The organism is Bacillus cereus group sp. RP29 (assembly GCF_040459765.1).
Lineage (GTDB): Bacteria > Bacillota > Bacilli > Bacillales > Bacillaceae_G > Bacillus_A > Bacillus_A paranthracis.
In genome coordinates, this window is sequence record NZ_JARVHN010000001.1 from 4,958,170 (window position 1) to 4,981,610 (window position 23,441).

Sequence of the window (23,441 nt, forward strand, 5' to 3'; positions counted from 1 at the left end):
CAAGAGGAATTTTATAAATAGGAAACTTAAAAAAGGGTGCACCAAATAACCCTAAGAGATGTTAAAAAAAATAAAAGTATCAAACTTCTTTTGAATATTGAGGGATTTCATACGGTTTATTGTTTTTTAGGATGGCATAGATAATGTAGCACAACTTTCTAGCTACAGCTCCTATACAAACATAGTAGTGCTTTCCTTGTTTTCGTTTCTTCTCATAAAAAGCTTTCAAGACAGGGTCATGTTTATGGGCTGTAATAGCGGCTTGGAATAAGGCTCTACGTAAATGAGAAGAGCCACGCTTAGATATAGACATACCTGATGATTCAAATTGTCCAGATTGGGACACAGAGGCATCAATGCCTGCGTAAGCGACAAGTTTAGATGGTTTATCAAAGCGGTGTATATCCCCAATTTCACTTAGTATAGTGGCACCTAAAATTGGTCCAACGCCAGGTACTGTCATGATAGGAGTATCTAAATCAATTAAAAGTTGTGACATTTCGTCTTCACATTCTTTGATTTGATCTTCGATAAAACGAATTTGCTCCATCAACATTTTTAGTTGGAAGGAAAAAGCGTTTTTACAGAAGGTAACACCAAACGAATTAGAGGCTAATTCCATTAGCTTGTTAGCTGTTTTCTTTCCTAGTCGGTTACGACTGGTTTGCTCAATTATTTGTGTTAAATCATCAATAGATATCTGTTCATAGTCACTAGGAGAGGCATATTCAAGTAAGATTTGCGAAGAAGTTTTACCAAAAACATCCGAAAAGATGCTTTGGTACTCTGGGAAAGTCTGATCTAATACGACAAGAGCTTTTCGTTTTAAATCACTCATATTACTTACAAGCGCATTACGAAAGCGGCTCATTTGTTTTAGAGCGAACATTTTTTCGTCCACAAGTGGGGTTTCAACAAAACGGCCGAATCGAATGATATCGGCAATCATAGTGGCATCAATGGCGTCTGTTTTTCGCTTTCTAATTTCTGTTCCTTTTCGCCAGGCATTGGTTTGAATGGGGTTTAATACAATGACTGAAAATCCATGATCCAGTAGAAAAGAATAAACAGCTAACCAATAATGTCCGGTGGCTTCCATTCCAATCAGTATTTCTGTAGGAGACTCAATGTATTGGTAGATCTGATTTAAAAGGGTTTGTCCACCTTCTTTGTGATTCTGAAAAGGAAATGGCTTAGTAATAGGTTTTCCCGCTTGATCGATAATGGACGCATAATGTTTATGTTTAGCGATATCAATACCTAAATAGAACATAGCTTACACCCCTATATTAATTAGTGTTAGATAGTGCTTTCCTCCCCTGAACTAATAAGCGCTACTACCTCGTAAGAGATACGAAGAATGACCAATGGTCATCAACATCCAACTCATTCGTAAACTACTTATTAGACAGAGGTACCGCTCTTTTTTACGAATACAAAGATTCAGGGAGATGGTCGGCAACACTCTATCTACAAATATTAGTATCTCATAAAAATAGATACCCTTGGGTTTATAGGTACATCCCGTCCCTAAAAACCTAACTTAATCATACGAGGAGATGTCTGCTGTGACATCTCCTTTTGCTTTCTCTTCCTTGAACATATCGATTGCAACTTCAAATATATCAGCGATTTCCAAAATATATCGGCGCAACTCCAAATATATCAGCGATTTCCAAAATATATCGACTTACCGACAAAGATTGACAATAAGTGCACCACTAAACCGTCATCTTCCAACTAGATAACGCTAACCAATTCTCCATTTCCTTATAATCAGGCATGATCTTCCCGACAAGGCGCCAAAAAGAGCGATCATGATTTAAATGAACCATATGGCACATTTCATGAACAACTACATAATCAATTACTCGCTGTGGTGCCATCGCTAGCTTCCAATTGAATGTTAGCTGTAAATTTGAATCGCAAGTGCCCCACGTACGACTACTATCTGTAATACGAATAGAACGCGGTTTTGTTTTAAAGTTACTTTGATGTGCTTTAATACTCTTCTCTACTAATGACTTACACTGCTTATAGTAAAATCGTTTTAAAGCTTGCTGTATTTTCTCATCTTTAAGATCTTTCACATAAATATGTAGCTTATCTCCTTCAAACACTGCATTGTCTTGCGTAATATTTGTATCTTGAGAAATTTGTATCGGATACGTACTTCCTAAATACAAAAAGCCTTCTCCTTGATCATAATCCTTTTCCTGTGGTCCACGCGCTCGCTCCGCCATTTCCTTACGTGTTGTCTGAATCCAATCCCACTTCTCTTCTAGCAACTGGATTAAATATTCAAAAGGTGTCCCTTTTGGAGCTTGCACCTCAACATTCCCGTAAGAATCCACCAAAAAACGCACCGATTTTTTCTTTTTATAAGTTATATGAAAATTAATTGTTTCGCCTAAATATGTATGTACCATTTCATCACCTAGCATATTATTTTTACAAATAAAAAGGAGTAGGATACAAACGTCCTACTCTACCTATTATATCATTTACCGCTTTAACGGAATCATTATCCTCTATACTTTACAGCTAATCCTTTAATGAAATTCCTTGCGTATCTATCGCCGCACTCTTTGTAATTTTTATGGCCTTTTTTTCTTAATAGAGCGCCTAGTTCTCCCTTAGTCACCGTAACGCCTACGCTATCTAATATATCAAGTACATCCTCACTCGTTAAAGATAGTGCTATTTTCATTTTCTTTAGAAGAAGGTTATTCGCACTTTCTTTGCTTTGTACAGGTGCCGGTTGCCCTGGTTTCGGATCTTGCTTACCTCTTTTTAAAGTAATAAATCCATTTAAAAATGCCTCTAACATCATCATATCGCATGTTTTTACGTACTCATCTTCTTCCACATCAGGGTTTTCAGGTTCGTACTGAGGTGCTCTCTTTATTTTTGTAAGCATATCAACTACGTCTTCTTTCGTTACTTCTATACCACCAAGTTTAAAGATTTCTACCATATCTATATCTTTTATATCTAAAGCATATCTTACTCTTTTTAATATATCGTTATTGCTCATTGCCATTGGGTTTCCTCCTGAAATGTTGATTATTTTTAACTTTTTATTTGTAATACAGTTTACCGTAACTAATCTAAATAAGATTATTTTTTATTATTTTCATAATTAAATTTAACAAAAAAGGTAGTGCCTTCCGATCCTGTTTGAATTTCTATTTTTGCATTATGACGGGTAGCAATGGCATAACATACGCCTAATCCCAATCCAGTTCCATTATCTTTGGTTGTGTAAAATGGAGTCCCCAGTTTCTCTAATACTTCAGGGCTGATACCTTTCCCTTCATCCCGCACTGCAAGCACCACACAATTTTGCCCTTCCTTATAGGTGCTAATGGTTAGAGTTTTCCCTGTACTCATCGCTTCTAAGCCATTACGGTATAGGTTCATTAATAATTGCCGTATCTCATTACGATTTAAAAGTAATGCTGGAACGTCATTTGTATCGACTTGAATATATTTATTTTGATTATGCGTATCTATCTTTATTAAAGGAATAATATCGTGGATAATTGAGTTTAAATCTAACATCTGCAAATCTGATTTCTTTGTATTACCTATTGAGAGAAATTCAGTAATAATAGAATTGGCACGGTCAAGTTCTTCAACCATTAAATTAAAGTAGTTATTATGTTTCTCATAGTTATTCTCTTCTTTTAATAACTGCAAAAATCCTCGTATTGTTGTCATTGGATTTCTAATCTCGTGGCTGATACCTGCTGCCATTTGCCCTATTAACTCTATGTTGGATAACCTTTTCAATTCCTGCTCATATTGTTTTTTTTCTGTTATGTTTTTACAAATACAACAAATACCATCATCATACGGATATGCAATAACTTCATGCCAATATTCATCAGAGGTAGAAAAAAATTCAAAATGAACTGTAGTTCGCTCTGACATTACACGATGAAGCTCCTTATATATAACTGTATCTACGCTACTTGGGAAGACCTCCCATATATTCTTACCTAATACGTCTTTTGCTGTTTTTCTTTGTGGGAAATGTTGATGTTTATTTACATAAGTAAATTCCCATTTATTATTCAAAGTCAAGAATCCATCCGTAATACTTTCAATCACACTTGTGACTTTTTCATTAGCAGCAGCCAGTTCTCTCGTTCGTTCTTCCACCATGCTTTCAAGTTGATCCATATATAACAAGTTTGAAAACGTAGGGGCTGTAGCATCAACGATAGATTTTGCCAGTTGAATTCGGGAATCATCGTAATTATGAGTTTTTTCCTCTTTGCCAACGACGATTACCCCTAATACTTCTCCCATTGAAACCAATGGAATCATCAGTAAACCCTTACTATCTATATGTTTTGTTCGAATAATCTCTTGAATCTTGGCTTCATAGCTTTTCTCCATCCAATCTGCTTCTATCCAATCACAGCCCGAGCTTAACTCCGTTGTCTTAATCGTTGTTTTGTCTAGCGGATCTAAAAGGTGGGCAGCCATGTTTTTACTCTCTAAAATCTGTCCTAAGTAAAAAAAGCATTTATCAGAACTCTCCTGTATTGAGGAACACATTGATAAATCACGGGTAACATTTAGTAACAGCTGCTTCTCGGCAATAAGATTTTCTTTTTGGGTTAAATTTTTTGCGTTTTGAATGGCGACCGCCGCCATGTTTACATAAGCTTCAACACTTTGAATTTCTGAATCTGTTAAGTTCATTGGAACTCCATAATCAAATAAAAAAACAAGACCAAATAACTCTTGCCCAAATGAGATAGGCAGAGCTAATAAAGACTTAATTTTGAACGCATCGACTGGTCTCGGATCCGGTCGATGATCCTTTGAGGTATCAGGAATATAGATGGTTTTTTTAGTTTCAATAACTTCTTTTGCCAGTAAGTCTACTTCAGGGTCAATTACTTGAGTATCGAGCGTTACGCCATTTATGGTCTCTGGTTTTCCTGCAAACCCTCTAAATGTTCCATCTTCTTCAGGTAAATAAATTCCAACAGCGTCACACCTAACAATCTCCTCTGATATCGCCATTGTTACACGCTGCAATACTTCACGTAGTTCTAATTTTGTATTTATTATTTTGGTTATATTCGCGAGCCTAGAATATCTCGTTTGATCACTTAACATTTGCATAGCCTCCAATTATAGGCGTAATAAAGTGCAACTTTAATAAGTGAGGGGTGATTCATCCCCCCACTTATTATCAGCCTGAATCCAACCTAACCTCTTTGCACTAGCAGAATTTTGAGGTGGGAGTTTTACTGCCCGCAAATAGCGGGATAAAATAAACATGCTAATATCAGTGAAAGTCAAGATCAACCTACCATTTTCTCTTGTATTCTTTTCTTACCCTTGTTTTATATAGAATACCTCACTTACTTATGATACGGTTCACCTTACACTAATAAAATTACTACACTCCAGCCCCTCTAACTTTCAACAGTTACACCGTCTCACTACCTTCTACCACATTAACACTCGCCTCAAACTTATCAAGCAACCCACGCACTTCATCAGTCGATTTCGTGCTCATCAATTGATTTCGTAGTTCAGCAGCCCCAGGGAATCCTTTTACATAAATTTTGAAGAAGCGATGTAATCCTGTTATGGAGCGTGGCAGTACTTCTGCATATTGATCTTGAAGATCAAGTTGTAGTCTTAAAAGATCTAGATGTTCTTTACTGCTATGCTCTCTTGGTTCTTTTTCGAAAGCAAATGGATTTTTAAAGATTCCTCGTCCAATCATTACGCCATCAATGCCGTATTTTTCAGCAAGTTCCAGCCCAGTTTTACGGTCAGGAATGTCTCCGTTTATCGTTAGGAGCGTATTTGGTGCAATACGATCACGTAATTTTTTAATCTCCGGAATTAGCTCCCAGTGTGCATCTACTTGGCTCATCTCTTCTCTTGTACGTAAGTGAATAGAAAGGTTTGCAATATCTTGTTTGAAAATGTGCGTTAACCAATCTTCCCACTCGCTTAACTCTTTAAAGCCAAGTCTTGTTTTTACGCTGACAGGTAATCCGCCCGCTTTTGCAGCTTGAATAAGTTCTGCCGCAACGTCTGGACGCAAGATAAGGCCACTACCTTTTCCTCTTGATGCTACGTTTGGCACAGGGCAACCCATATTAATATCAATACCTTTAAATCCTAACTCTGCCATACCAATACTCATTTGACGGAAATATTCAGGATTATCTCCCCAAATATGTGCCACCATTGGCTGTTCATCTTCTGTAAAAATTAAACGACCACGTACGCTTTTCATACCTTCTGGATGACAATAGCTATCTGAGTTTGTGAACTCTGTGAAGAATACATCTGGACGACCAGCTTCACTTACTACGTGACGGAAAACAACGTCTGTCACATCTTCCATTGGTGCAAGTACGAAAAATGGTCGTGGTAAATCACGCCAAAAATTATCTATCATTTCAAATTCAAATCCTCTCACTATGAATACAATTTCAAACTCTCAATAAACCAAAAAGCAGATGGTATAGATTTTCCTATATCAACTGCTTTCCTATTATACCAACTTAAGCCAAGCTACACACTCTACATGAGTCGTATGCGGGAACATATCAACAGGTTGTACTTCCTGCGTTTTATATCCGCCTTCTTCTAGTACTTTTAAGTCACGTGCTAATGTTGCTGGGTTACATGATACGTATACAACGCGTTTTGGTTTCATGTCGATGATTGTGTTTAATAGTGCCTCATCGCAACCTTTACGCGGTGGATCTACGACCATTGTATCAGCGATTACGCCTTCTTTATACCATTTTGGAATGACTACTTCTGCTTCTCCTACACCAAATTCAGCGTTTGTCATATTGTTTAGCGCTGCGTTTCGGTTTGCGTCTTCGATCGCTTCCGGGACGATTTCAACGCCGTACACTTTTTTCGCTTTTTGTGCTAGGAATAAGGAGATTGATCCAATTCCACAATAGGCATCAATTACTGTTTCGTTACCATCTAATTTTGCGTATTCTAACGTTTTATCGTACAGCACTTTCGTTTGTTCTGGGTTTACTTGATAGAATGAACGTGCTGAAATCGCAAATTTAATGTCACCGATAAAGTCATAAATATATTCTGATCCGTACAGTACTGTCGTTTTGTCTCCGAAGATTACGTTTGTACGTTTCGGGTTTACGTTTTGAACAATTGATTTTACTTCTGGGAATTTCGTAGCAATTTCTTCAATGATTGCTTTTTTGTTTGGCAGTTCTGCTGTACGAGTAATGAAGACAAGCATAATCTCCCCTGTTACTTGTCCGTAACGAGCCATTACGTGGCGAAGTGTTCCTTTGTTACGCTCTTCGTTGTACGCTGAAATACCGTGCTTTTCACAAATACGTTTTACTTCTTGGATTAATGTATCGTTTTCTTCCGCCTGAATTAAACATGATTCCATATTAATGATGTCATGCGTTCCTTGACGATAGAAACCAGCTACAAGTCCGCCTTCACGTTCTCCAATTGGCACTTGTGCTTTATTACGGTATACCCACGGGGTTTTCATGCCAAGTACAGGATGAACAGGAACATCACCTAATCCGCCGATGCGCTGCATAACGTCGCGTACTTGTTTTTCTTTCGCTTGTAATTGTCCTTCATATGTTAAATGCTGAAGCTGACAACCGCCGCATTGATTGTACACTGGGCATTCTGCATCTTTACGATATGGGCTCTCTGTATGAAGCTTCATTAAACGACCGAATGCGAAGTTTTTCTTTACTTTAATAATTTTAATTTGTGCTTCTTCACCTGGTAATCCGTTTTTAACGAAAATAGGATAGCCTTTTACTTTCGCAACACCGGCACCATCATGTGTTAAATCTTCAAATACTACATCTATAAACTCGTTTTTTTCAACTGGTGGCGTCATTTTTGTACTCATTTTCCGACCTCTCTTTTTCATAACACTGCGTTACATTTTATCATACTTATATGGTCTATTTCTATTGGAAGAAAAAAAGCTATTGACGATAGTTCTCCATTAATGTTACGCTACTACTAATTTAATACGGACGATGTTACCTCATATATACTCGATAATATGGATCGAGAGTTTCTACCCGGCAACCTTAAATTGCTGGACTATGGGGAAAACTAATGAATATTAGCCCATGTGCAAAAAGGACTCATATTGATTAGCTTTCTCTCATAGATGAAAGTGAATCCATATGGGTCTTTTTTTATTTTTATTTTTCTAAAAGGTCAGACATCTTACGTATGACATAAAACCTCCTTGTTTTATTTTTAGTAATATAACGAGCGTTTTATGTACAAACTTTATACGAACTTCTGAAAGGGGCAACTACATGCAATATGTAATGAGCATTATCGGTATTCTTGTCGTTTTAGGTTTATGTTTTGCTTTGTCAAACAACAAAAGTAAAATCAACTTCCGTGCAATTGCTATTATGATTGGTTTTCAAATTTTAATCGGTTGGTTTATGTTTGGCACAAAGATTGGTCAACAAATCATTATTTTCATTGGTAAAGTTTTCAACAAACTAATTAAACTTGGTACGACAGGTGTCGATTTTCTCTTTAATGGGATTCAAAGAGATTTTGTCTTTTTCTTAAACGTACTATTAATTATCGTATTTTTCTCAGCACTACTTTCTATCTTTAGTTATTTAGGGGTTTTACCATTCATCGTTCGCGTTGTCGGCGGTGCCATTTCAAAAATTACTGGTTTACCACGCGTTGAATCATTCCACGCAGTAAACTCTGTATTCTTTGGTTCAAGTGAAGCGTTAATCGTTATTAAAAATGATTTACAACATTTCAATAAAAACCGTATGTTTATCATTTGTTGTTCTGCAATGAGTTCAGTTTCTGCCTCTGTTACAGCATCATACGTAATGATGTTAGATGCGAAATATGTACTAGCAGCTCTTCCGTTAAACTTATTCTCAAGCTTAATCGTTTGTTCGTTATTAACACCTGTTGATACGAAAAAAGAAGACGAAGTAGTTCAGAAATTTGATCGTACTTTATTCGGGGACAGCTTTATCGGCGCAATGATTAACGGTGCGCTTGACGGTTTAAAAGTAGCTGGTATCGTTGCCGCATTAATGATCGCCTTCATCGGTGTGATGGAAGTTGTAAACTACGTAATTAGTGCCGCTTCAGGTGCAATGGGATATGCTGTTACGTTACAACAAATCTTCGGTTATATACTTGCCCCATTCGCGTTCTTAATGGGTATTCCAACTCAAGATATTATCCCAGCTGGTGGTATTATGGGTACGAAGATTGTATTAAACGAGTTTGTAGCAATACTTGATTTAAAAGGTGTTGCAGCAACATTATCTCCACGTACAGTTGGAATCGTTACAGTATTCTTAATTAGCTTCGCAAGTATTAGCCAAATTGGTGCAATCGTTGGTACAATCCGTGCCCTTTCTGAAAAACAAGGAAGCGTTGTTTCTAAATTTGGTTGGAAAATGCTATTTGCATCAACACTTGCTTCTATTTTATCTGCGACAATCGCTGGATTGTTTATTTAATAAAAAATCACCTTACTCGTTGAAGTAAGGTGATTTTTTTATCTATTGTTACTTTTCTCATTCCATACATTTTCTCCAAATGCTATGATGAACAAGGGTATGTCCCCACCTCTCTTACAGCGGTGGGGATTTTAATGTAAATATGCAACATAATACACAATAGAAGGTGATTTTATGAGAAAATATGCAGCAATCGCTTTATGCACATCTGCCATTCTAGCAGGTTGTAATACTAGCAATGTAAACCAGGAACCTAAAAAAGAGAAAAGGGTTCAAGAAGTTAAGAAACAAACAGAAACTGTGCAAGAACAAGGTAAAATTTCTTATCAGCCCATTACACACGAATCTACAAATACTACTATTCATATAACAGATATAAAAGATACTTTAACTGAAGTACAATATAAAATTTGGCGTACTGCTGATGGAAAGGAACACACTAAATCTTTTTCTTCTAAAGAAAAAGAGAAACAGTTTACACTTCCTTTTGATATAAAAGAATTTGAAGGAAAACGTGGTGAGTTCCAAATTGAAGCAATAGGCATAAAAGAAGATGGGAAAAGCATCCCACTCACAAAAGCTGCTATTACTTTCGAACAAAAGGTTCCCGTTCTTATGTATCATGCAATCGATGATTATCACGGACAAGGCATTAAAGATTTATTCGTCTCACCTGCTAACTTTGAAGCCCAAATGAAATATTTAAAAGACAACGGCTATACATTACTAACTTTTGAACGTTGGGGTGATATTAATAAAGTAAATAAACCTATCTTTGTTACATTTGATGACGGTATGAAAAATAATATGAATGCATTCCATGTTTTACAAAAGCTAAAAGACGATACATTTAAACCAACAGCAACAGAATATATGATTGTTGATAACGTTGATGTAGAAGGATCACTGTCTACTTCTGAAATAAAAGAAATGGTCGATTCCGGCATTTTCTCAGTGCAATCTCATACAGCGACGCATGCAGACTTACCGAAAATTACAAACTATGAAGAGGAATTAAAAGGATCAAAAGAAAAGTTAGAAAAAATAACAGGTAAGCCCGTTATCGCAGTGGCTTATCCATTCGGTCATGTAGATGATAAAGTCGTTGCAGAAACGAAGAAATATTATCAATTTGCGACGACAACAAAACCCGGAAAATTCATTACAAAAGGTGAACCCGATGAATTGTTAAAAATGAAGCGTGTTCGCATACACCATACGACGACCGTAGAACAATTTGCTTCTTCGATTAAATAACGATGAGGGCTCAATATATTTTGAGCTCTCTTTTTACGCTATATTTATATATATTTTTTGAATTTTCTTGTATTATATATAGTAAGAAATCTTTCAAATTAAAGGAGATTATACATATGTCATTTGAACAAACGTTAGAGAAATATGCTGCCCTTGCAGTCAATGTTGGTGTTAATATTCAACCAGGACAAACATTATCAATTAGCGCACCTCTTGAAGCTGTACAATTTGTACGCCTCGTTACAGAAAAAGCATATAAATCTGGTGCAAAACACGTATATGTGGATTGGAATGATGAGACGTTAACACGCTTAAAGTTCGATCTAGCTCCTGAAGAAGCATTCGCTGAGTTCCCATCTTGGAAAGCACACGCTCGTGAAGAATTAGCAAAAGAAGGCGCTGCATTTATGTCTATTTATGCAGAAAACCCTGATTTATTAAAAGGTGTAGAACCAACGCGTATCGCAACAGCTCATAAAGTAGCTGGTGAAGCAATGAAAGTATACCGTGATTACGTACAAGCTGATAAAGTAAGCTGGTGTGTCATTTCTGTTCCTACGAAAGAATGGGCTGCGAAAGTATTCCCTGACGTTGCACCAGAAGAACAAGAAGCAAAACTATGGGATGCTATTTTCAAAGCTACTCGTGCTGATTTAGAAAATCCTGTGGAAGCATGGAAAGAACACGATAAAACATTACATACAAAAGTTGATTACTTAAACGAAAAGCATTATAAAGCTCTTCACTATACAGGTCCTGGAACAGATTTAACGATCGAACTTCCAGAAAAACATGTATGGGCTGGTGCTGGTAGCTTAAATGAAAAGAACGTACCATTTATGGCGAACATTCCAACTGAAGAAGTGTTTACAATGCCACTTAAAACAGGTGTAAATGGCCAAGTATCTAGTACAAAACCGTTAGCATTTGCAGGTAACATTATCGATAACTTCACGTTAACATTTGAAAACGGACGTATCGTAGATTATAAAGCTGAAGTTGGAGAAGAAGCTTTAAAACATTTAGTAGAAACAGATGAAGGTTCTCACTTCTTAGGAGAAGTAGCTTTAGTACCTCATGATTCACCAATTTCAAACACAAATATTTTATTCTACAACACGCTATTTGATGAAAACGCATCTTGCCACCTTGCAATCGGAAATGCTTATGCATTTAACTTAGTTGGCGGAAAAACGATGTCTAAAGAAGAACTTGCTGAAAATGGCGCAAACGCTAGTATTACACACGAAGATTTCATGATTGGATCAGCTGAGCTTGATATCGACGGCATTACAGCTGATGGCAGACATGAACCAATCTTCCGTAAAGGTAATTGGGCGTTTTAATAAAAGCAAAAGGCTATCTTCCACACTGGAAGATAGCCTTTTATGATGCAGATGAAACCTTAAGCCCAATTACTCCTAACACGATGAAAAGAATACAAAATGCTTGGAATAGGCTAATGTGCTCTTTAAAAAAGTACACACTAATAATCGTAATAAGTAACGTCCCAACACCAGACCAAATTGCATAAGCAATACTTAAATGAATCTTTTTTACAACGATGGCGAACACGCTGAAACAAATTCCGTAAAATACAAAAATAAGTACACTTGGAATGAGCTTTGTTAAACCGTTTGATAACTTCATCGCAATTGTTCCAGCTACTTCAAAAATAATTGTTACAAGTAATAATAGCCAATATACCATACTAGAATCTCCTTCTCTGTTACCTTATAGAGATTCTAGTATACTACTTATAGTCCTAATGAAATATATTTAATTTCTAAATATTCCTCGATACCGAAATGACCTCCTTCACGACCAATGCCACTCTCTTTAAAGCCACCGAACGGCGCTTGTGCAACTGATGGGAGGCCATCATTTAAACCGATAATACCATACTCTAGTGCTTCACTAATTTGGAACGCTTGGCTAATGTCTTTCGTGAAAATGTACGCTGCTAAACCGTATGGCGTATTGTTTGCACGTTCAATTACTTCTTCAACCGTTTTAAATTTCGCAACAGGTGCAACTGGTCCAAATGTTTCTTCATTCATACAAAGCATCGTATCATTCGCTAATCCAATTACAGTTGGTTGAATAAAGTGTCCATCTAGCTCTGTAACCTTTTGGCCACCATATAAAACTGTTCCACCTTTTTGAATAGCATCTTCAATATGTTCTTGTACTTTTGAAACTGCATTCTCGTCAATAAGTGGTCCTACAGTCGTTCCGTCACTGAAACCGTCCCCTACTTTTAACTGCCCTACTGCCTTTTGAAACTTCTCTACAAACGCTTCATACACTTCTTCCTGAACAAATACTCGGTTTGTACATATACACGTTTGTCCTGCGTTACGGAATTTCGAACCGATTACTGCCTCTACTGCTTTATCTAAGTCTGCATCATTCATAACAATAAACGGTGCGTGACCGCCTAACTCAAGTGAAACCTTTTTCATCGTTTGTGCCGCACTAGCCATTAACTCTTTCCCAATTTCCGTTGATCCTGTAAAGGACACTTTTCGAACACGCCCATCTTCCATCCACGTATCAGCAATTGCTTTCGCACTGCCTGTTACAATATTTATTACGCCTTTTGGAATGTCTGCTTCATGAGCTAATTCAGCTAATTTTAACGCAGTTAACGGCGTTTGACTTGCAGGTTTTACAACCGCTGTACATCCTGCTGCAAGCGCCGGAGCTACCTTTCTCGTAATCATAGCAGCTGGGAAGTTCCAAGGCGTAATAGCTGCCATAACACCAACTGGTTGCTTCATGACTAAAATACGTTTATTCGGATGAGAAGCAGGAATCATTTCACCATATATGCGTTTTCCTTCTTCTGCATACCATTCAACAAAACTATTTGCATAATTCACTTCACCAAGCGCTTCTGCAAAGGGCTTTCCTTGTTCTTTCGTCATGATCGCTGCAATCTCTTCTTTATTTTCCTCAATAAGTGTGAACCATTTTTTTAATTTCGCTGCACGATCTGCCGCTGTTAACTTAGACCATAATTTAAAAGCTTCATGCGCAGCATCAACAGCTTGCTTTGCCTCTGTTACCCCGCCCTTTGGTACAGTCGCAAATATTTCCTTCGTTGCTGGATTATTTACTTCGATTTGCTCTTGCAATGTAATCCACTCACCATTTATATACATCGCCTTTTTCTCTACATTTACAAACGTCGCTTTTTTATCCAATATTCTCTTCCTCCTCTATAAGTTTCTTTATTTTCCTAGTCGCAGCAGATTGACTTATTTTTAAAAACTCGGCTACTTTATAACTCGATCCATATGTTTTATATGCTTTCAAAATAATATTCCGTTCTACTTCTTCTAACATTTTATAGAGACTTTGACCGGACTGTTCAACCGTTGATTCTTGCATCGCTATTGGTAAATCTTCTATCGTAACGATATCATCGGCAGTTATAACAATTCGCTCAATCACATTTTCAATCTCTCTATTATTTCCCTCCCACGGGTAACCAACAAACATTTGTAATGTGCTAGGCGCTAATTTTACATTTCTACCATATTTCTCATTAAAGTGTTGTAAATAATGATAAATAAGTGGCAAAATGTCTTCTGTTCTTTCCCGTAGTGGTGGGATTACAATGGGAATGACATTCAGACGATAATATAAATCTTTCCGAAATGTTCCTTGTTTCACCATCATACTTAAATCTCTATTTGTTGCCGCTACAATTCTAACGTCCACCTTTTTTAATTCTCTTCCGCCTATAGGGCGAAACGTTTTTTCTTGCAACACTTGCAAAAGCTTTGCTTGAGTTTCAAGCGGCATTTCGCCAATTTCATCTAAGAATAGCGTTCCTTTATGCGCTGATTCTAATAGTCCCTTTTTTCCTTCACGATTCGCACCTGTAAAGGATCCGCCTGAGTATCCAAAAAGCTCTGATTCAATTAAATTTGTCGGCAATGCCGCACAGTTAATTTCATAGAAACTTTCATTCTTCCGGTTACTCACTTCATGTAAATGACGCACCAATCGACTCTTTCCTACTCCTGTCTCACCTAAAACGAGAACCGTACTATCTACCACGGATACTTTCTTGATTGTCTCGACTATTTTTTGCATAGCGATACTTTTAAAAATAAGTCCTTCATGTTCATATGTTTCTCTTAATTCTTTTTTATATGTTTTTAACTGATTATCCATTTCTTCTACCTTTTGACGTAATTGATAGAGTTCTGTAAGATCACGAGAGTAACTAATTACTCTTCTTAAATTGCCCTCTTCATCAAAAACAGGCCTTGTACGAACGTGTAAATACTCTCCTGATTTTGTCGTCTGAACGAGTTCGATTGGCCTCTTTTTTTCAATTACTTCTAACGTTGCTGATGGATAAAAGATACCATCTTTCTGCAATTCTTTTACATGTTTACCTACTAACTCTTTTGCAGCCAATTGATAGTGCCTTTCACATGTACTATTTACACGTACAACGATTCCCTTTTCGTCAGTCACAAAAATTTCGTCAAACGCATATTCAAATACATCTTGTAAATCCATTAACACTCGTTCCTTTTCTGCAACCATCCTAGCCACCCCTAACTTCCAATCCGTCGATTCACTTCACTACCTTTATTATAAAGTGAATTTTCTGCATTTTATATAGAGTCAGCTAGAATGTTTGCTGTTTTATTATTTAACTTTTAAACACGAGCAATATTTGCTTTCTCATAACAGACTTGCAACGATTCTTCAATGATTGTTAATCCTTCTTCCAGTTGCTCATCTGTAATCACTAATGGCATTAGCACACGAATAACATTACCGTATGTTCCTGCTGATAGTAGAAGTAAGCCGCGTTTATTTGCTTCTGCGCATAAATTAGCTGTTAACGTTTTATCAGGTGCTTTCGTCTTACGATCTTGAACGAGCTCAAATGCACACATTGCTCCTAAACCGCGCACATCACCGATGCAATTATATTTATTTTTCATCTCTTCGAATCGGTTCATTACGACTTTTCCTAATTCTATCGCTCTATCATTTAAATTCTCTTTTTCTATTACATCAAGTACTGCTAATGCTGCCGCACATCCTAGCGGGCTTCCTGCATACGTTCCACCAAGTTCTCCTGGTGCAGACTCATTCATAATTTCTTTGCGCCCAATAACACCACTAATCGGTACACCAGCACCCAATGATTTAGATACCGTAATTAAATCCGGAACGACATCATAATGATCAATGGCGAAATATTTTCCTGTACGGCTAAATCCAGTTTGAATTTCATCCGCTACAAATAAGATGCCGTGTTCTGAACAAATATTGCGTACTTCTTGCACAAACTTCTTACTTGGGACGATAAATCCACCTTCCCCTTGAACAGGTTCCATTACAACGGCTGCAATCGTTTCTGGTGCTACTTCTGATACGAAGAAATTCTTAAACTCTTCAATCATAAAGTTATCGTACTGCTCTCCCGTTAATCCTTCTGGGCGGCGATATTCGTACGGGAATGGTGCTTTATAGACTTCAGGTGCAAATGGACCAAATCCAAACTTATATGGTTTTACTTTACTTGTCATCGTCATTGTCATTAATGTGCGTCCATGGAAACCTTTAGAAAATGCAATAATACCAGGTCTTTTTGTATATTTACGAGCGATTTTCACCGCATTCTCAACTGCTTCTGCACCACTATTTAAAAATAGTACTTGCTTATCAAAACTTCCCGGCGCTAATGCCGCAAGCTTTTCTGCTAATTCAATATATGGCTCATACATCATGACATTAAAGCCAGTATGAATGTATTGATCTACTTGTTTATGGAGCGCTTCTTTAACAGCTGGGTGACAATGTCCTACGTTAATTGTTCCTATCGCTCCAGCGAAATCAATGTACTGATTACCATCAACATCAGTAACAAGAGCACCATTTGCAGATTGTACAAACGTTGGGATGCCGTTACTTACTCCTTTTGGTACTATATTTTGGCGGCGTTCTAGTAAAGACGCTGCTTTCGGTCCAGGAATTTGTTCATTTACTTTAGCAAATTTTTTTATATTCATTACGTACCCCATCCTTTTCTTTACATTGTTTTCTCTTTTCATTGCAAAATGTATGCCAATATTCTTTTCTAGTATTCATCTATTTCGCCATAAAAAAATAAGTCTATAAAGACTCATTAAGAGTCTTTATAGACTTATTTTTCTTACACATTAGACTTTCCTTTTTCCCAAACAAACTCACCTGAATGAGAAATAAGGTCCCCAACAGACTGTACTACTAAATCAGCAAGTGGTTCTAATGTTTGACGATCTCCTGTACCAGATAGTACTCCAATTGCATAGCAATCACCGCTATTTTTCGCTAAATATAAATCAGTCGGTGTATCCCCAACGACCGCTACTTCACATGCCTCTAAATGAAACCTCTCACAAAAGGATTCTACAATTCTTTTATCTGGTTTTTGTGCTGGAAATGTATCTGAAGCTACAACATAATCAAAAAAAGACTCTAATTGATACTGTTTTAAAAATAATTCTGTCGGTGCAAAATCATCCGCCGTGACAACACCTAAAATAAATCCTCTATCCTTTAAGCTTTGTAAAATTCTCGGTAAATCTGCCGTCATTTTCATGTAAGAACGATGCTCGTACATAAGGGCAAACAGTTTTTCACTTACCCATTCATGCATTTCCTCTTCTTTAGATGACGTAATATACTTACAAAGCCCCTTTGCCACATCAAGACTTGTTCCTGCCGCTATTGCGCTACGTGGGTGAACAAATACCCCATCCACACCGATTTCTTTTAATAAAGTCGGCTGCATTGATTGTGGCAGTTGGTATAATTTTATACATTCAGCCACAAGTTCTTCAGCCACTTTTATCCAAATTGAATGAAAATCCATTAATGTCCCATCTTTATCAAATAGTATTGCTTTTACTTTCTCCATAACACCCCACCTCTCGTCTCTTATCTCCTCCAGTGTATCAATAAAGTATGGATATAAAATAAACGAATTGTAAAAATACCATGAAAATCAAACTAACTTCCAATTTACAATACAAATCGGATTGTTTGACTATTACGTAACAGAAGCGTAAAATTACTCTCATCTTATTGAAAATTAGCTAATTACTTAACCTCATTAACTATCATGATAGTTTCCTAATTCTTTTTTTAAGTAGGAGATGTTTATATATGGTTGAAGAAATATTTTATAAGAAAACATTAGAAAATCTGTTTTTAGATCCTGTTCAAATTACACTTTGGGATGGAAACACTGTACAGTACGGTGAAGGGAATCCTCAATTTCATATTACATTCCGCAAACCTCTTGCCAAAAAAGAGATAATAAAAGATCCCTCCATCGCATTTGGTGAAGCTTATATGAATGGAGATATTGAAATAGAGGGTAACCTTGAAAAAGCGATTGAGTCTATTTATAAAAACAAAGACAGTTTTTTAGGTAATAACAAATTACAATACTTTACAAGCAGATGGAATTTTTCAAAACGAAAAAATAAAGAAGATATCGCCCATCATTATGATATTGGGAACGATTTTTATAAATTATGGCTAGATGAAACAATGACATACTCTTGTGCATATTTCCAAAATGAAACCGATTCCTTAACAGCTGCTCAACATAATAAAGTAAATCATATTTTAAAAAAGTTAAACCTTCAAAAAGGAGATACTTTGCTAGACATTGGTTGCGGATGGGGTGAACTCATTACAGCTGCCGCAAAACAATATGGTGTGAAAGCAACGGGAGTCACATTAAGTGAAGAACAATATGCAAAAACTCTAGAAAGAATCGAAAAAGAAAATCTCACAGATTTAGTTGAAGTAAATTTACTCGATTATCGTGATATTCACGAGCGAAAGTTTGATAAAATTGTTAGTGTAGGTATGATTGAACATGTCGGGAAAGATCACATTACAGAGTACTTTGAAACGGTCAATGCATTACTCAATGATGGTGGTATTTCCGTTCTTCACTGTATTACTTCTCCTACAGAGGGCGCTACTAATAGTTGGATTGAGAAATATATATTTCCTGGTGGATACGTCCCCGCCGTTAATGAATTAATTACTAACATAACTAATCAGCATTTCTTTATAGTTGATGTTGAAAGTTTGCGCAGACATTACGGTAAAACACTTCAACACTGGGCAGAAAACTTTGAAAATACACTAGATGAAATACGTAAAACAAAAGATGAGCGATTTATTCGTATGTGGCGCTTGTATTTAAATGCTTGTGCAGCTTCGTTTTATACTGGTAACATTGATTTACATCAATTTGTATTTACAAAAGGGATTAGTGATTCCATTCCTTGGACACGTTCATATATGTATAAATAAAAAAGGATGCCTTTACAGGGCATCCTCTTGATGTTCAGGAACAAATAGTTCCAGACAATGATACATATTTTCGAATTCCATCGGTGCATCTCCACCATATTCACCATCTAAATTAATCATTAGTTTATCTGGTGAATGCACTTTAATTCGGTTCGCTTGTGTGTATAGTACTTTTGGATTGTTAATATGTTCACCACGCTGCGCTTGTGTTGCAGCTTTAATTAAGTCGGCAATCGAACCTTTTTTCAGCACTAATAAATCAAATAAGCCATCGTTAATCGATGCATATGGTGCTACCTTTTCAAAGCCACCCACTGAACGAGTATTCGTAATTAAAAACATCGTAATTTCTTCTTGTAGTAATTTTCCATCATACTCAATTTCAACGTATGTTGGATGTAGTGATGGTAGCATTTCGATACCTTTTAAATAATAAGCAAGTTGTCCTAATACAGTCTTTAGCTTACTTGGTACTTCATATGTTAATTCTGTAATACGACCGCCACCAGCGATGTTAATAAAATATGTATCGTTTGCTCTACCAAGGTCTAATGGCACAGTTTTTCCTTCACAAATAATATCCGCTGCCTCTTCAATAGAACGAGGTACACCGATTGCACGTGCAAAGTCATTTGTCGTTCCAACTGGAATAATTCCAAACTTCGGACGGAATTCATGACCAACTAGACCGTTTACGACTTCATTTAACGTGCCGTCACCACCAGCCGCAATAACAACATCAAATTTACGCTCTACAGCTTGCCTCGCCGCCACAGTTGCGTCTCCAGGACCCGTTGTCGCATGACAAGATGCTTCATATCCAGCTTGTTCTAATTTTTGTAATACTTCTGGTAAGCTCTTCTTAAATAGCTCACGCCCAGAAGTAGGATTATAAATAATTCTTGCTCGCTTCATCATTTATTAGCACAGGAAATTTCTTTATGTATCAAAAAAGAACATACCGAACTTCTATTCAGTATTCCCGTGCCTACCTCCTCTCATCTTCCTATCCTTCTTTTATCTCGCTCAAACAGGCAGTAAGAACCCGATTCGTGTAGCCCATCAAAAGTAAATATTCATTTCAATGATTTTGTTTTATTTGACAAAAAATTTATGTCCATCTATTTCCTCACAACAATTTACATATAACGAATAATAATTATCTATTATTTCATGAGATGAAAAAACCTCTATTTCTAGATTTATCATTATTCCCACCTTTTTGCAACTATCATACCATAGTTGCTATACAAACATTTTTCCACTTTTGACAGTTAATCAAACGTTTGTTTAAATAATTTTCTCTCATTTAAACAAACGTTTGATTAACCTAGAAAAACACCCATGTACGGGTGTTTTTCTGCTTAATCTTTAAAAGTTACTACTATTATCGCTTATTAATCTCTTCAAGTAAGATTTTGTTAACAAGCGGTGGATTTGCTTGCCCTTTTGTAGCTTTCATAATTTGACCAACTAAGAAGCCAATTGCACGGTCTTTACCGTTTTTAAAGTCTTCGATAGATTGCTCATTATTATCAAGAATTTCTGTTACAACTTTACGAAGTGTACCCTCGTCAGAAATTTGAACAAGGCCTTTCGCTTTAACGATTTCTTCTGGGTCTCCACCTTTTTCAATTAATTCGTTAAATACTTTCTTCGCAATTTTAGAAGAAATTGTACCTTTTTCAATTAATTGAACCATTTTAGATAAACCAGCAGGCGTTAATGCAACGTCTTTTAATTCTTTTTGTTGTTTGTTTAGGTATGCAAGTACTTCACCCATTAACCAGTTTGATGTTAATTTCGCATCAGCACCGTCTGCAACAGTTGCTTCAAAGAAATCAGACATTTCTTTCGTTAATGTTAATACGTGTGCATCATAAGCTGGTAAGCCTAATTCTGCAACATAGCGAGCTTTACGTGCATCTGGAAGTTCTGGAATAGAAGCACGAACTGCTTCTTTCCACTCATCGTCGATGTAAAGTTCAACTAAGTCCGGCTCTGGGAAGTAACGGTAATCATCAGATCCTTCTTTCACACGCATTAAGATTGTTTTCTTCGTTGCTTCATCATAACGACGTGTTTCTTGTTGGATGATACCACCAGATAATAATTCTTTTTCTTGGCGAGCTTGCTCAAACTCAAGACCTTTTTGTACGTAAGTGAAAGAGTTTAAGTTTTTCAGTTCCGCTTTTGTACCGAACTTCTCTTGTCCAACTGGACGAAGGGAAATGTTCGCATCACAACGCAAGGAACCTTCTTCCATCTTACAATCAGATACGCCAGTGTATTGAATGATTGATTTTAACTTCTCTAAGTATGCATATGCTTCTTCTGGCGTACGCATATCTGGCTCAGATACGATCTCAATTAAAGGCATACCTTGACGGTTGTAGTCTACTAATGAGCCGTCAGCTGTATGCGTTGATTTACCAGCATCTTCTTCTAAATGAAGACGTGTAATACCGATACGTTTCTTTTTACCGTCTACTTCGATTTCAATCCAACCATTTTCACCAATTGGCTTATCAAACTGAGAGATTTGGTAAGCTTTCGGATTATCTGGATAGAAATAGTTTTTACGGTCAAACTTTGTTTCTGTTGCGATTTCACAGTTTAATGCCATTGCAGCTTTCATTGCAAAGTTAACTGCTTCTTTATTTAAAGTAGGAAGTACTCCTGGGTATCCTAAGTCAATTACACTTGTTTGTGTATTTGGTTCCGCTCCGAATTCTGTTGGACTCGCAGAGAAAATTTTCGAATTTGTTTTTAACTCAACGTGAACCTCTAAACCAATAATTGTTTCTAAATTCATCTATGCTCGCCTCCTTACAGACTTGCTTTTTTTGTATGATGGTCTGTTGCTTGCTCAAACGCATGTGCAACGCGGTAAATTGTCGCTTCATCGAAGTGTTTACCAATAATTTGTAAACCAAGTGGCATGTTGTTAGCACCGAATCCACATGGAACAGAAATCGCTGGAACGCCTGCTAAGTTTACTGGGATTGTTAAAATGTCATTTGCATACATTGTCATTGGATCATCAACTTTTTCGCCCACTTTAAATGCCGGAGTTGGCGTTGTTGGTCCAATAATAACATCGTAGTTAGCAAATACATTTTCAAAGTCGTTTTTAATTAATGTACGTACTTGTTGTGCTTTTTTGTAATATGCATCATAGTAACCAGAGCTAAGAGCAAATGTACCAAGCATAATACGACGTTTTACTTCATCACCGAAGCCTTCGCTACGTGTGTTTTTGTAAAGATCCATTAAGTTATTCACATTATCAGAACGAACACCATAACGTACGCCATCAAAGCGTGAAAGGTTAGCTGATGCTTCAGAAGAAGATAATAAGTAATACGTTGCTAGAGCGTATTTAGAGTGTGGAAGAGACACTTCCTCCCAAGTTGCGCCCATACCTTCTAATACTTTTAAAGCAGCTAGTACTGACTCACGAGCTTCTTCGCCAACACCTTCTCCTAAGTATTCTTTCGGTACAGCAATGCGTAAACCTTTAACGTCGCCTGTTAAACCAGCTAAGTAGTTTCCTACTTCAACGTTAGCAGAAGTTGCATCCATACGGTCAAGACCTGAAATAGCTTGTAATAAGTATGCATTGTCTTCTACTGTACGTGTAATCGGTCCGATTTGGTCAAGTGAAGATGCAAATGCTACTAATCCGTAACGAGATACGCGTCCGTAGGTTGGTTTTAAACCTACAACGCCGCAATATGCAGCTGGTTGACGGATAGAACCACCCGTATCAGAACCTAGAGAGAATAATACTTCTCCTGCTGCTACAGCTGCTGCAGAACCACCACTAGATCCGCCTGGAACGTAATCTAAGTTCCATGGATTTTTCGTAGCGTAGAAACCTGAGTTTTCATTTGAAGAACCCATTGCGAACTCGTCCATATTTAATTTACCGATTGTAATTGTGTCAGCAGCTTTTAGCTTTTGCACAACTGTCGCATCATAAATTGGATCGAAGTTTGCTAACATTTTGCTCGCACAAGTTGTACGAAGACCGTTAGTTACAATGTTATCTTTTACACCGATTGGCATACCGAATAATAAACCATTATCTTCAGCACCAATCTTTGCATCTAATTCTTTCGCTTTCGCGCGTGCATTTTCTTCATCTAATGTAAGAAAAGCTTTTACGTTATCTTCAACATCCGCAATACGTTTATAAGATTCTTCTACTAAATCCGTAACGGAAATTTCTTTGTTGTTTAACTTCTTATGTAACTCTGATACTGAATGATCAAATAATGACAT

At 36.9% G+C, this 23,441-nt stretch carries 18 protein-coding genes and 1 riboswitch; of the genes, 4 read left to right on the top strand and 14 right to left on the bottom strand.

Translation table 11 applies throughout. The features are described 5' to 3' along the window. Positions 1-79: 79 nt before the first annotated feature. From QCI47_RS26210 to rlmD, 6 genes are all read right to left on the bottom strand, one after another. A complete protein-coding gene (locus QCI47_RS26210; protein WP_049106919.1) occupies positions 80-1,273 on the bottom strand; it encodes an IS110 family RNA-guided transposase in 1,194 nt (397 codons plus the stop codon). Positions 1,274-1,721: 448 nt separating this feature from the next. Further along, positions 1,722-2,429 carry a M48 family metallopeptidase gene (locus QCI47_RS26215; RefSeq protein ID WP_061130632.1) on the bottom strand — a complete coding sequence of 236 codons (708 nt, stop codon included), beginning with the start codon at positions 2,427-2,429 and terminating at the stop codon, positions 1,722-1,724. A 95-nt stretch (positions 2,430-2,524) separates the two neighbouring features. Then, positions 2,525-3,043, bottom strand: coding sequence for a YehS family protein (locus QCI47_RS26220; protein ID WP_240814440.1), 519 nt, complete (start codon positions 3,041-3,043; stop codon positions 2,525-2,527). Between the two features lie 77 nt (positions 3,044-3,120). After that, positions 3,121-5,139 carry an ATP-binding protein gene (locus tag QCI47_RS26225; protein WP_214328542.1) on the bottom strand — a complete coding sequence of 673 codons (2,019 nt, stop codon included), beginning with the start codon at positions 5,137-5,139 and terminating at the stop codon, positions 3,121-3,123. A 316-nt stretch (positions 5,140-5,455) separates the two neighbouring features. Next, complete coding sequence (locus QCI47_RS26230; RefSeq protein ID WP_000566691.1) at positions 5,456-6,445, bottom strand: tRNA dihydrouridine synthase; 990 nt, start codon at positions 6,443-6,445, stop codon at positions 5,456-5,458. A 96-nt stretch (positions 6,446-6,541) separates the two neighbouring features. Next, a complete protein-coding gene (gene rlmD / locus QCI47_RS26235) occupies positions 6,542-7,918 on the bottom strand; it encodes a 23S rRNA (uracil(1939)-C(5))-methyltransferase RlmD (protein ID WP_061130635.1) in 1,377 nt (458 codons plus the stop codon). Positions 7,919-8,039: 121 nt separating this feature from the next. Beyond that, positions 8,040-8,141, top strand: a riboswitch (purine riboswitch). Positions 8,142-8,342: 201 nt separating this feature from the next. On the opposite strand from rlmD, the gene QCI47_RS26240 reads away from it, so the two are divergent. The 3 genes from QCI47_RS26240 to QCI47_RS26250 all read left to right on the top strand — a co-directional run bounded on the left by QCI47_RS26240 (position 8,343) and on the right by QCI47_RS26250 (position 12,142). Beyond that, complete coding sequence (locus tag QCI47_RS26240) at positions 8,343-9,539, top strand: NupC/NupG family nucleoside CNT transporter (protein ID WP_001200498.1); 1,197 nt, start codon at positions 8,343-8,345, stop codon at positions 9,537-9,539. A 174-nt stretch (positions 9,540-9,713) separates the two neighbouring features. After that, complete coding sequence (locus QCI47_RS26245; protein WP_071743021.1) at positions 9,714-10,796, top strand: polysaccharide deacetylase family protein; 1,083 nt, start codon at positions 9,714-9,716, stop codon at positions 10,794-10,796. A gap of 116 nt (positions 10,797-10,912) precedes the next feature. Beyond that, positions 10,913-12,142, top strand: a complete 1,230-nt coding sequence (locus QCI47_RS26250) for an aminopeptidase (protein ID WP_000007360.1) — start codon at positions 10,913-10,915, stop codon at positions 12,140-12,142. A gap of 40 nt (positions 12,143-12,182) precedes the next feature. On the opposite strand, the gene QCI47_RS26255 is transcribed toward QCI47_RS26250, so the two are convergent. The 5 genes from QCI47_RS26255 to QCI47_RS26275 all read right to left on the bottom strand — a co-directional run bounded on the left by QCI47_RS26255 (position 12,183) and on the right by QCI47_RS26275 (position 17,736). Further along, on the bottom strand, positions 12,183-12,506 hold the full coding sequence (locus QCI47_RS26255; protein ID WP_000263254.1) for a DMT family transporter: 324 nt from the start codon (positions 12,504-12,506) through the stop codon (positions 12,183-12,185). Between the two features lie 47 nt (positions 12,507-12,553). Further along, on the bottom strand, positions 12,554-14,005 hold the full coding sequence (gabD, locus tag QCI47_RS26260; RefSeq protein WP_061130637.1) for an NADP-dependent succinate-semialdehyde dehydrogenase: 1,452 nt from the start codon (positions 14,003-14,005) through the stop codon (positions 12,554-12,556). Continuing rightward, complete coding sequence (locus QCI47_RS26265; protein WP_000225164.1) at positions 13,998-15,365, bottom strand: sigma-54 interaction domain-containing protein; 1,368 nt, start codon at positions 15,363-15,365, stop codon at positions 13,998-14,000. The genes gabD and QCI47_RS26265 overlap by 8 nt, the downstream gene beginning before the upstream one ends. Positions 15,366-15,481: 116 nt before the next feature. After that, positions 15,482-16,846, bottom strand: a complete 1,365-nt coding sequence (gene gabT, locus QCI47_RS26270; RefSeq protein ID WP_071743023.1) for a 4-aminobutyrate--2-oxoglutarate transaminase — start codon at positions 16,844-16,846, stop codon at positions 15,482-15,484. Positions 16,847-16,989: 143 nt separating this feature from the next. Beyond that, positions 16,990-17,736: an HAD family hydrolase gene (locus tag QCI47_RS26275; protein ID WP_000416637.1), complete on the bottom strand. Its 747-nt coding sequence runs from the start codon at positions 17,734-17,736 to the stop codon at positions 16,990-16,992. 248 nt (positions 17,737-17,984) lie between these two features. On the opposite strand from QCI47_RS26275, the gene QCI47_RS26280 reads away from it, so the two are divergent. After that, entirely contained in the window at positions 17,985-19,154 is a 1,170-nt protein-coding gene (locus tag QCI47_RS26280; protein ID WP_309422934.1) for a class I SAM-dependent methyltransferase, read from the top strand. Between the two features lie 12 nt (positions 19,155-19,166). Here the strand turns inward: QCI47_RS26280 and QCI47_RS26285 are convergent, their stop codons facing one another. The 3 genes from QCI47_RS26285 to gatA all read right to left on the bottom strand — a co-directional run bounded on the left by QCI47_RS26285 (position 19,167) and on the right by gatA (position 23,441). Continuing rightward, entirely contained in the window at positions 19,167-20,072 is a 906-nt protein-coding gene (locus QCI47_RS26285; protein WP_000977677.1) for a diacylglycerol kinase, read from the bottom strand. A gap of 469 nt (positions 20,073-20,541) precedes the next feature. Next, positions 20,542-21,969: an Asp-tRNA(Asn)/Glu-tRNA(Gln) amidotransferase subunit GatB gene (gatB, locus tag QCI47_RS26290; protein ID WP_001047674.1), complete on the bottom strand. Its 1,428-nt coding sequence runs from the start codon at positions 21,967-21,969 to the stop codon at positions 20,542-20,544. A gap of 14 nt (positions 21,970-21,983) precedes the next feature. Then, positions 21,984-23,441: an Asp-tRNA(Asn)/Glu-tRNA(Gln) amidotransferase subunit GatA gene (gene gatA, locus QCI47_RS26295; RefSeq protein ID WP_000051445.1), complete on the bottom strand. Its 1,458-nt coding sequence runs from the start codon at positions 23,439-23,441 to the stop codon at positions 21,984-21,986.

Excerpts from the sequence above, each read along its gene's own strand:
- QCI47_RS26225 (WP_214328542.1), bottom strand. The coding sequence starts at position 5,139 with ATGTTAAGTGATCAAACGAGATATTCTAGGCTCGCGAATATAACCAAA.
- rlmD (WP_061130635.1), bottom strand. The coding sequence starts at position 7,918 with ATGAGTACAAAAATGACGCCACCAGTTGAAAAAAACGAGTTTATAGAT.
- QCI47_RS26210 (WP_049106919.1), bottom strand. The coding sequence starts at position 1,273 with ATGTTCTATTTAGGTATTGATATCGCTAAACATAAACATTATGCGTCC.
- gabT (WP_071743023.1), bottom strand. The coding sequence starts at position 16,846 with ATGAATATAAAAAAATTTGCTAAAGTAAATGAACAAATTCCTGGACCG.
- QCI47_RS26215 (WP_061130632.1), bottom strand. The coding sequence starts at position 2,429 with ATGGTACATACATATTTAGGCGAAACAATTAATTTTCATATAACTTAT.
- QCI47_RS26285 (WP_000977677.1), bottom strand. The coding sequence starts at position 20,072 with ATGATGAAGCGAGCAAGAATTATTTATAATCCTACTTCTGGGCGTGAG.
- QCI47_RS26280 (WP_309422934.1), top strand. The coding sequence starts at position 17,985 with ATGGTTGAAGAAATATTTTATAAGAAAACATTAGAAAATCTGTTTTTA.
- gatA (WP_000051445.1), bottom strand. The coding sequence starts at position 23,441 with ATGTCATTATTTGATCATTCAGTATCAGAGTTACATAAGAAGTTAAAC.
- QCI47_RS26275 (WP_000416637.1), bottom strand. The coding sequence starts at position 17,736 with ATGGAGAAAGTAAAAGCAATACTATTTGATAAAGATGGGACATTAATG.
- QCI47_RS26220 (WP_240814440.1), bottom strand. The coding sequence starts at position 3,043 with ATGGCAATGAGCAATAACGATATATTAAAAAGAGTAAGATATGCTTTA.
- QCI47_RS26230 (WP_000566691.1), bottom strand. The coding sequence starts at position 6,445 with ATGATAGATAATTTTTGGCGTGATTTACCACGACCATTTTTCGTACTT.
- QCI47_RS26240 (WP_001200498.1), top strand. The coding sequence starts at position 8,343 with ATGCAATATGTAATGAGCATTATCGGTATTCTTGTCGTTTTAGGTTTA.
- QCI47_RS26250 (WP_000007360.1), top strand. The coding sequence starts at position 10,913 with ATGTCATTTGAACAAACGTTAGAGAAATATGCTGCCCTTGCAGTCAAT.
- QCI47_RS26265 (WP_000225164.1), bottom strand. The coding sequence starts at position 15,365 with ATGGTTGCAGAAAAGGAACGAGTGTTAATGGATTTACAAGATGTATTT.
- gatB (WP_001047674.1), bottom strand. The coding sequence starts at position 21,969 with ATGAATTTAGAAACAATTATTGGTTTAGAGGTTCACGTTGAGTTAAAA.
- QCI47_RS26255 (WP_000263254.1), bottom strand. The coding sequence starts at position 12,506 with ATGGTATATTGGCTATTATTACTTGTAACAATTATTTTTGAAGTAGCT.
- QCI47_RS26245 (WP_071743021.1), top strand. The coding sequence starts at position 9,714 with ATGAGAAAATATGCAGCAATCGCTTTATGCACATCTGCCATTCTAGCA.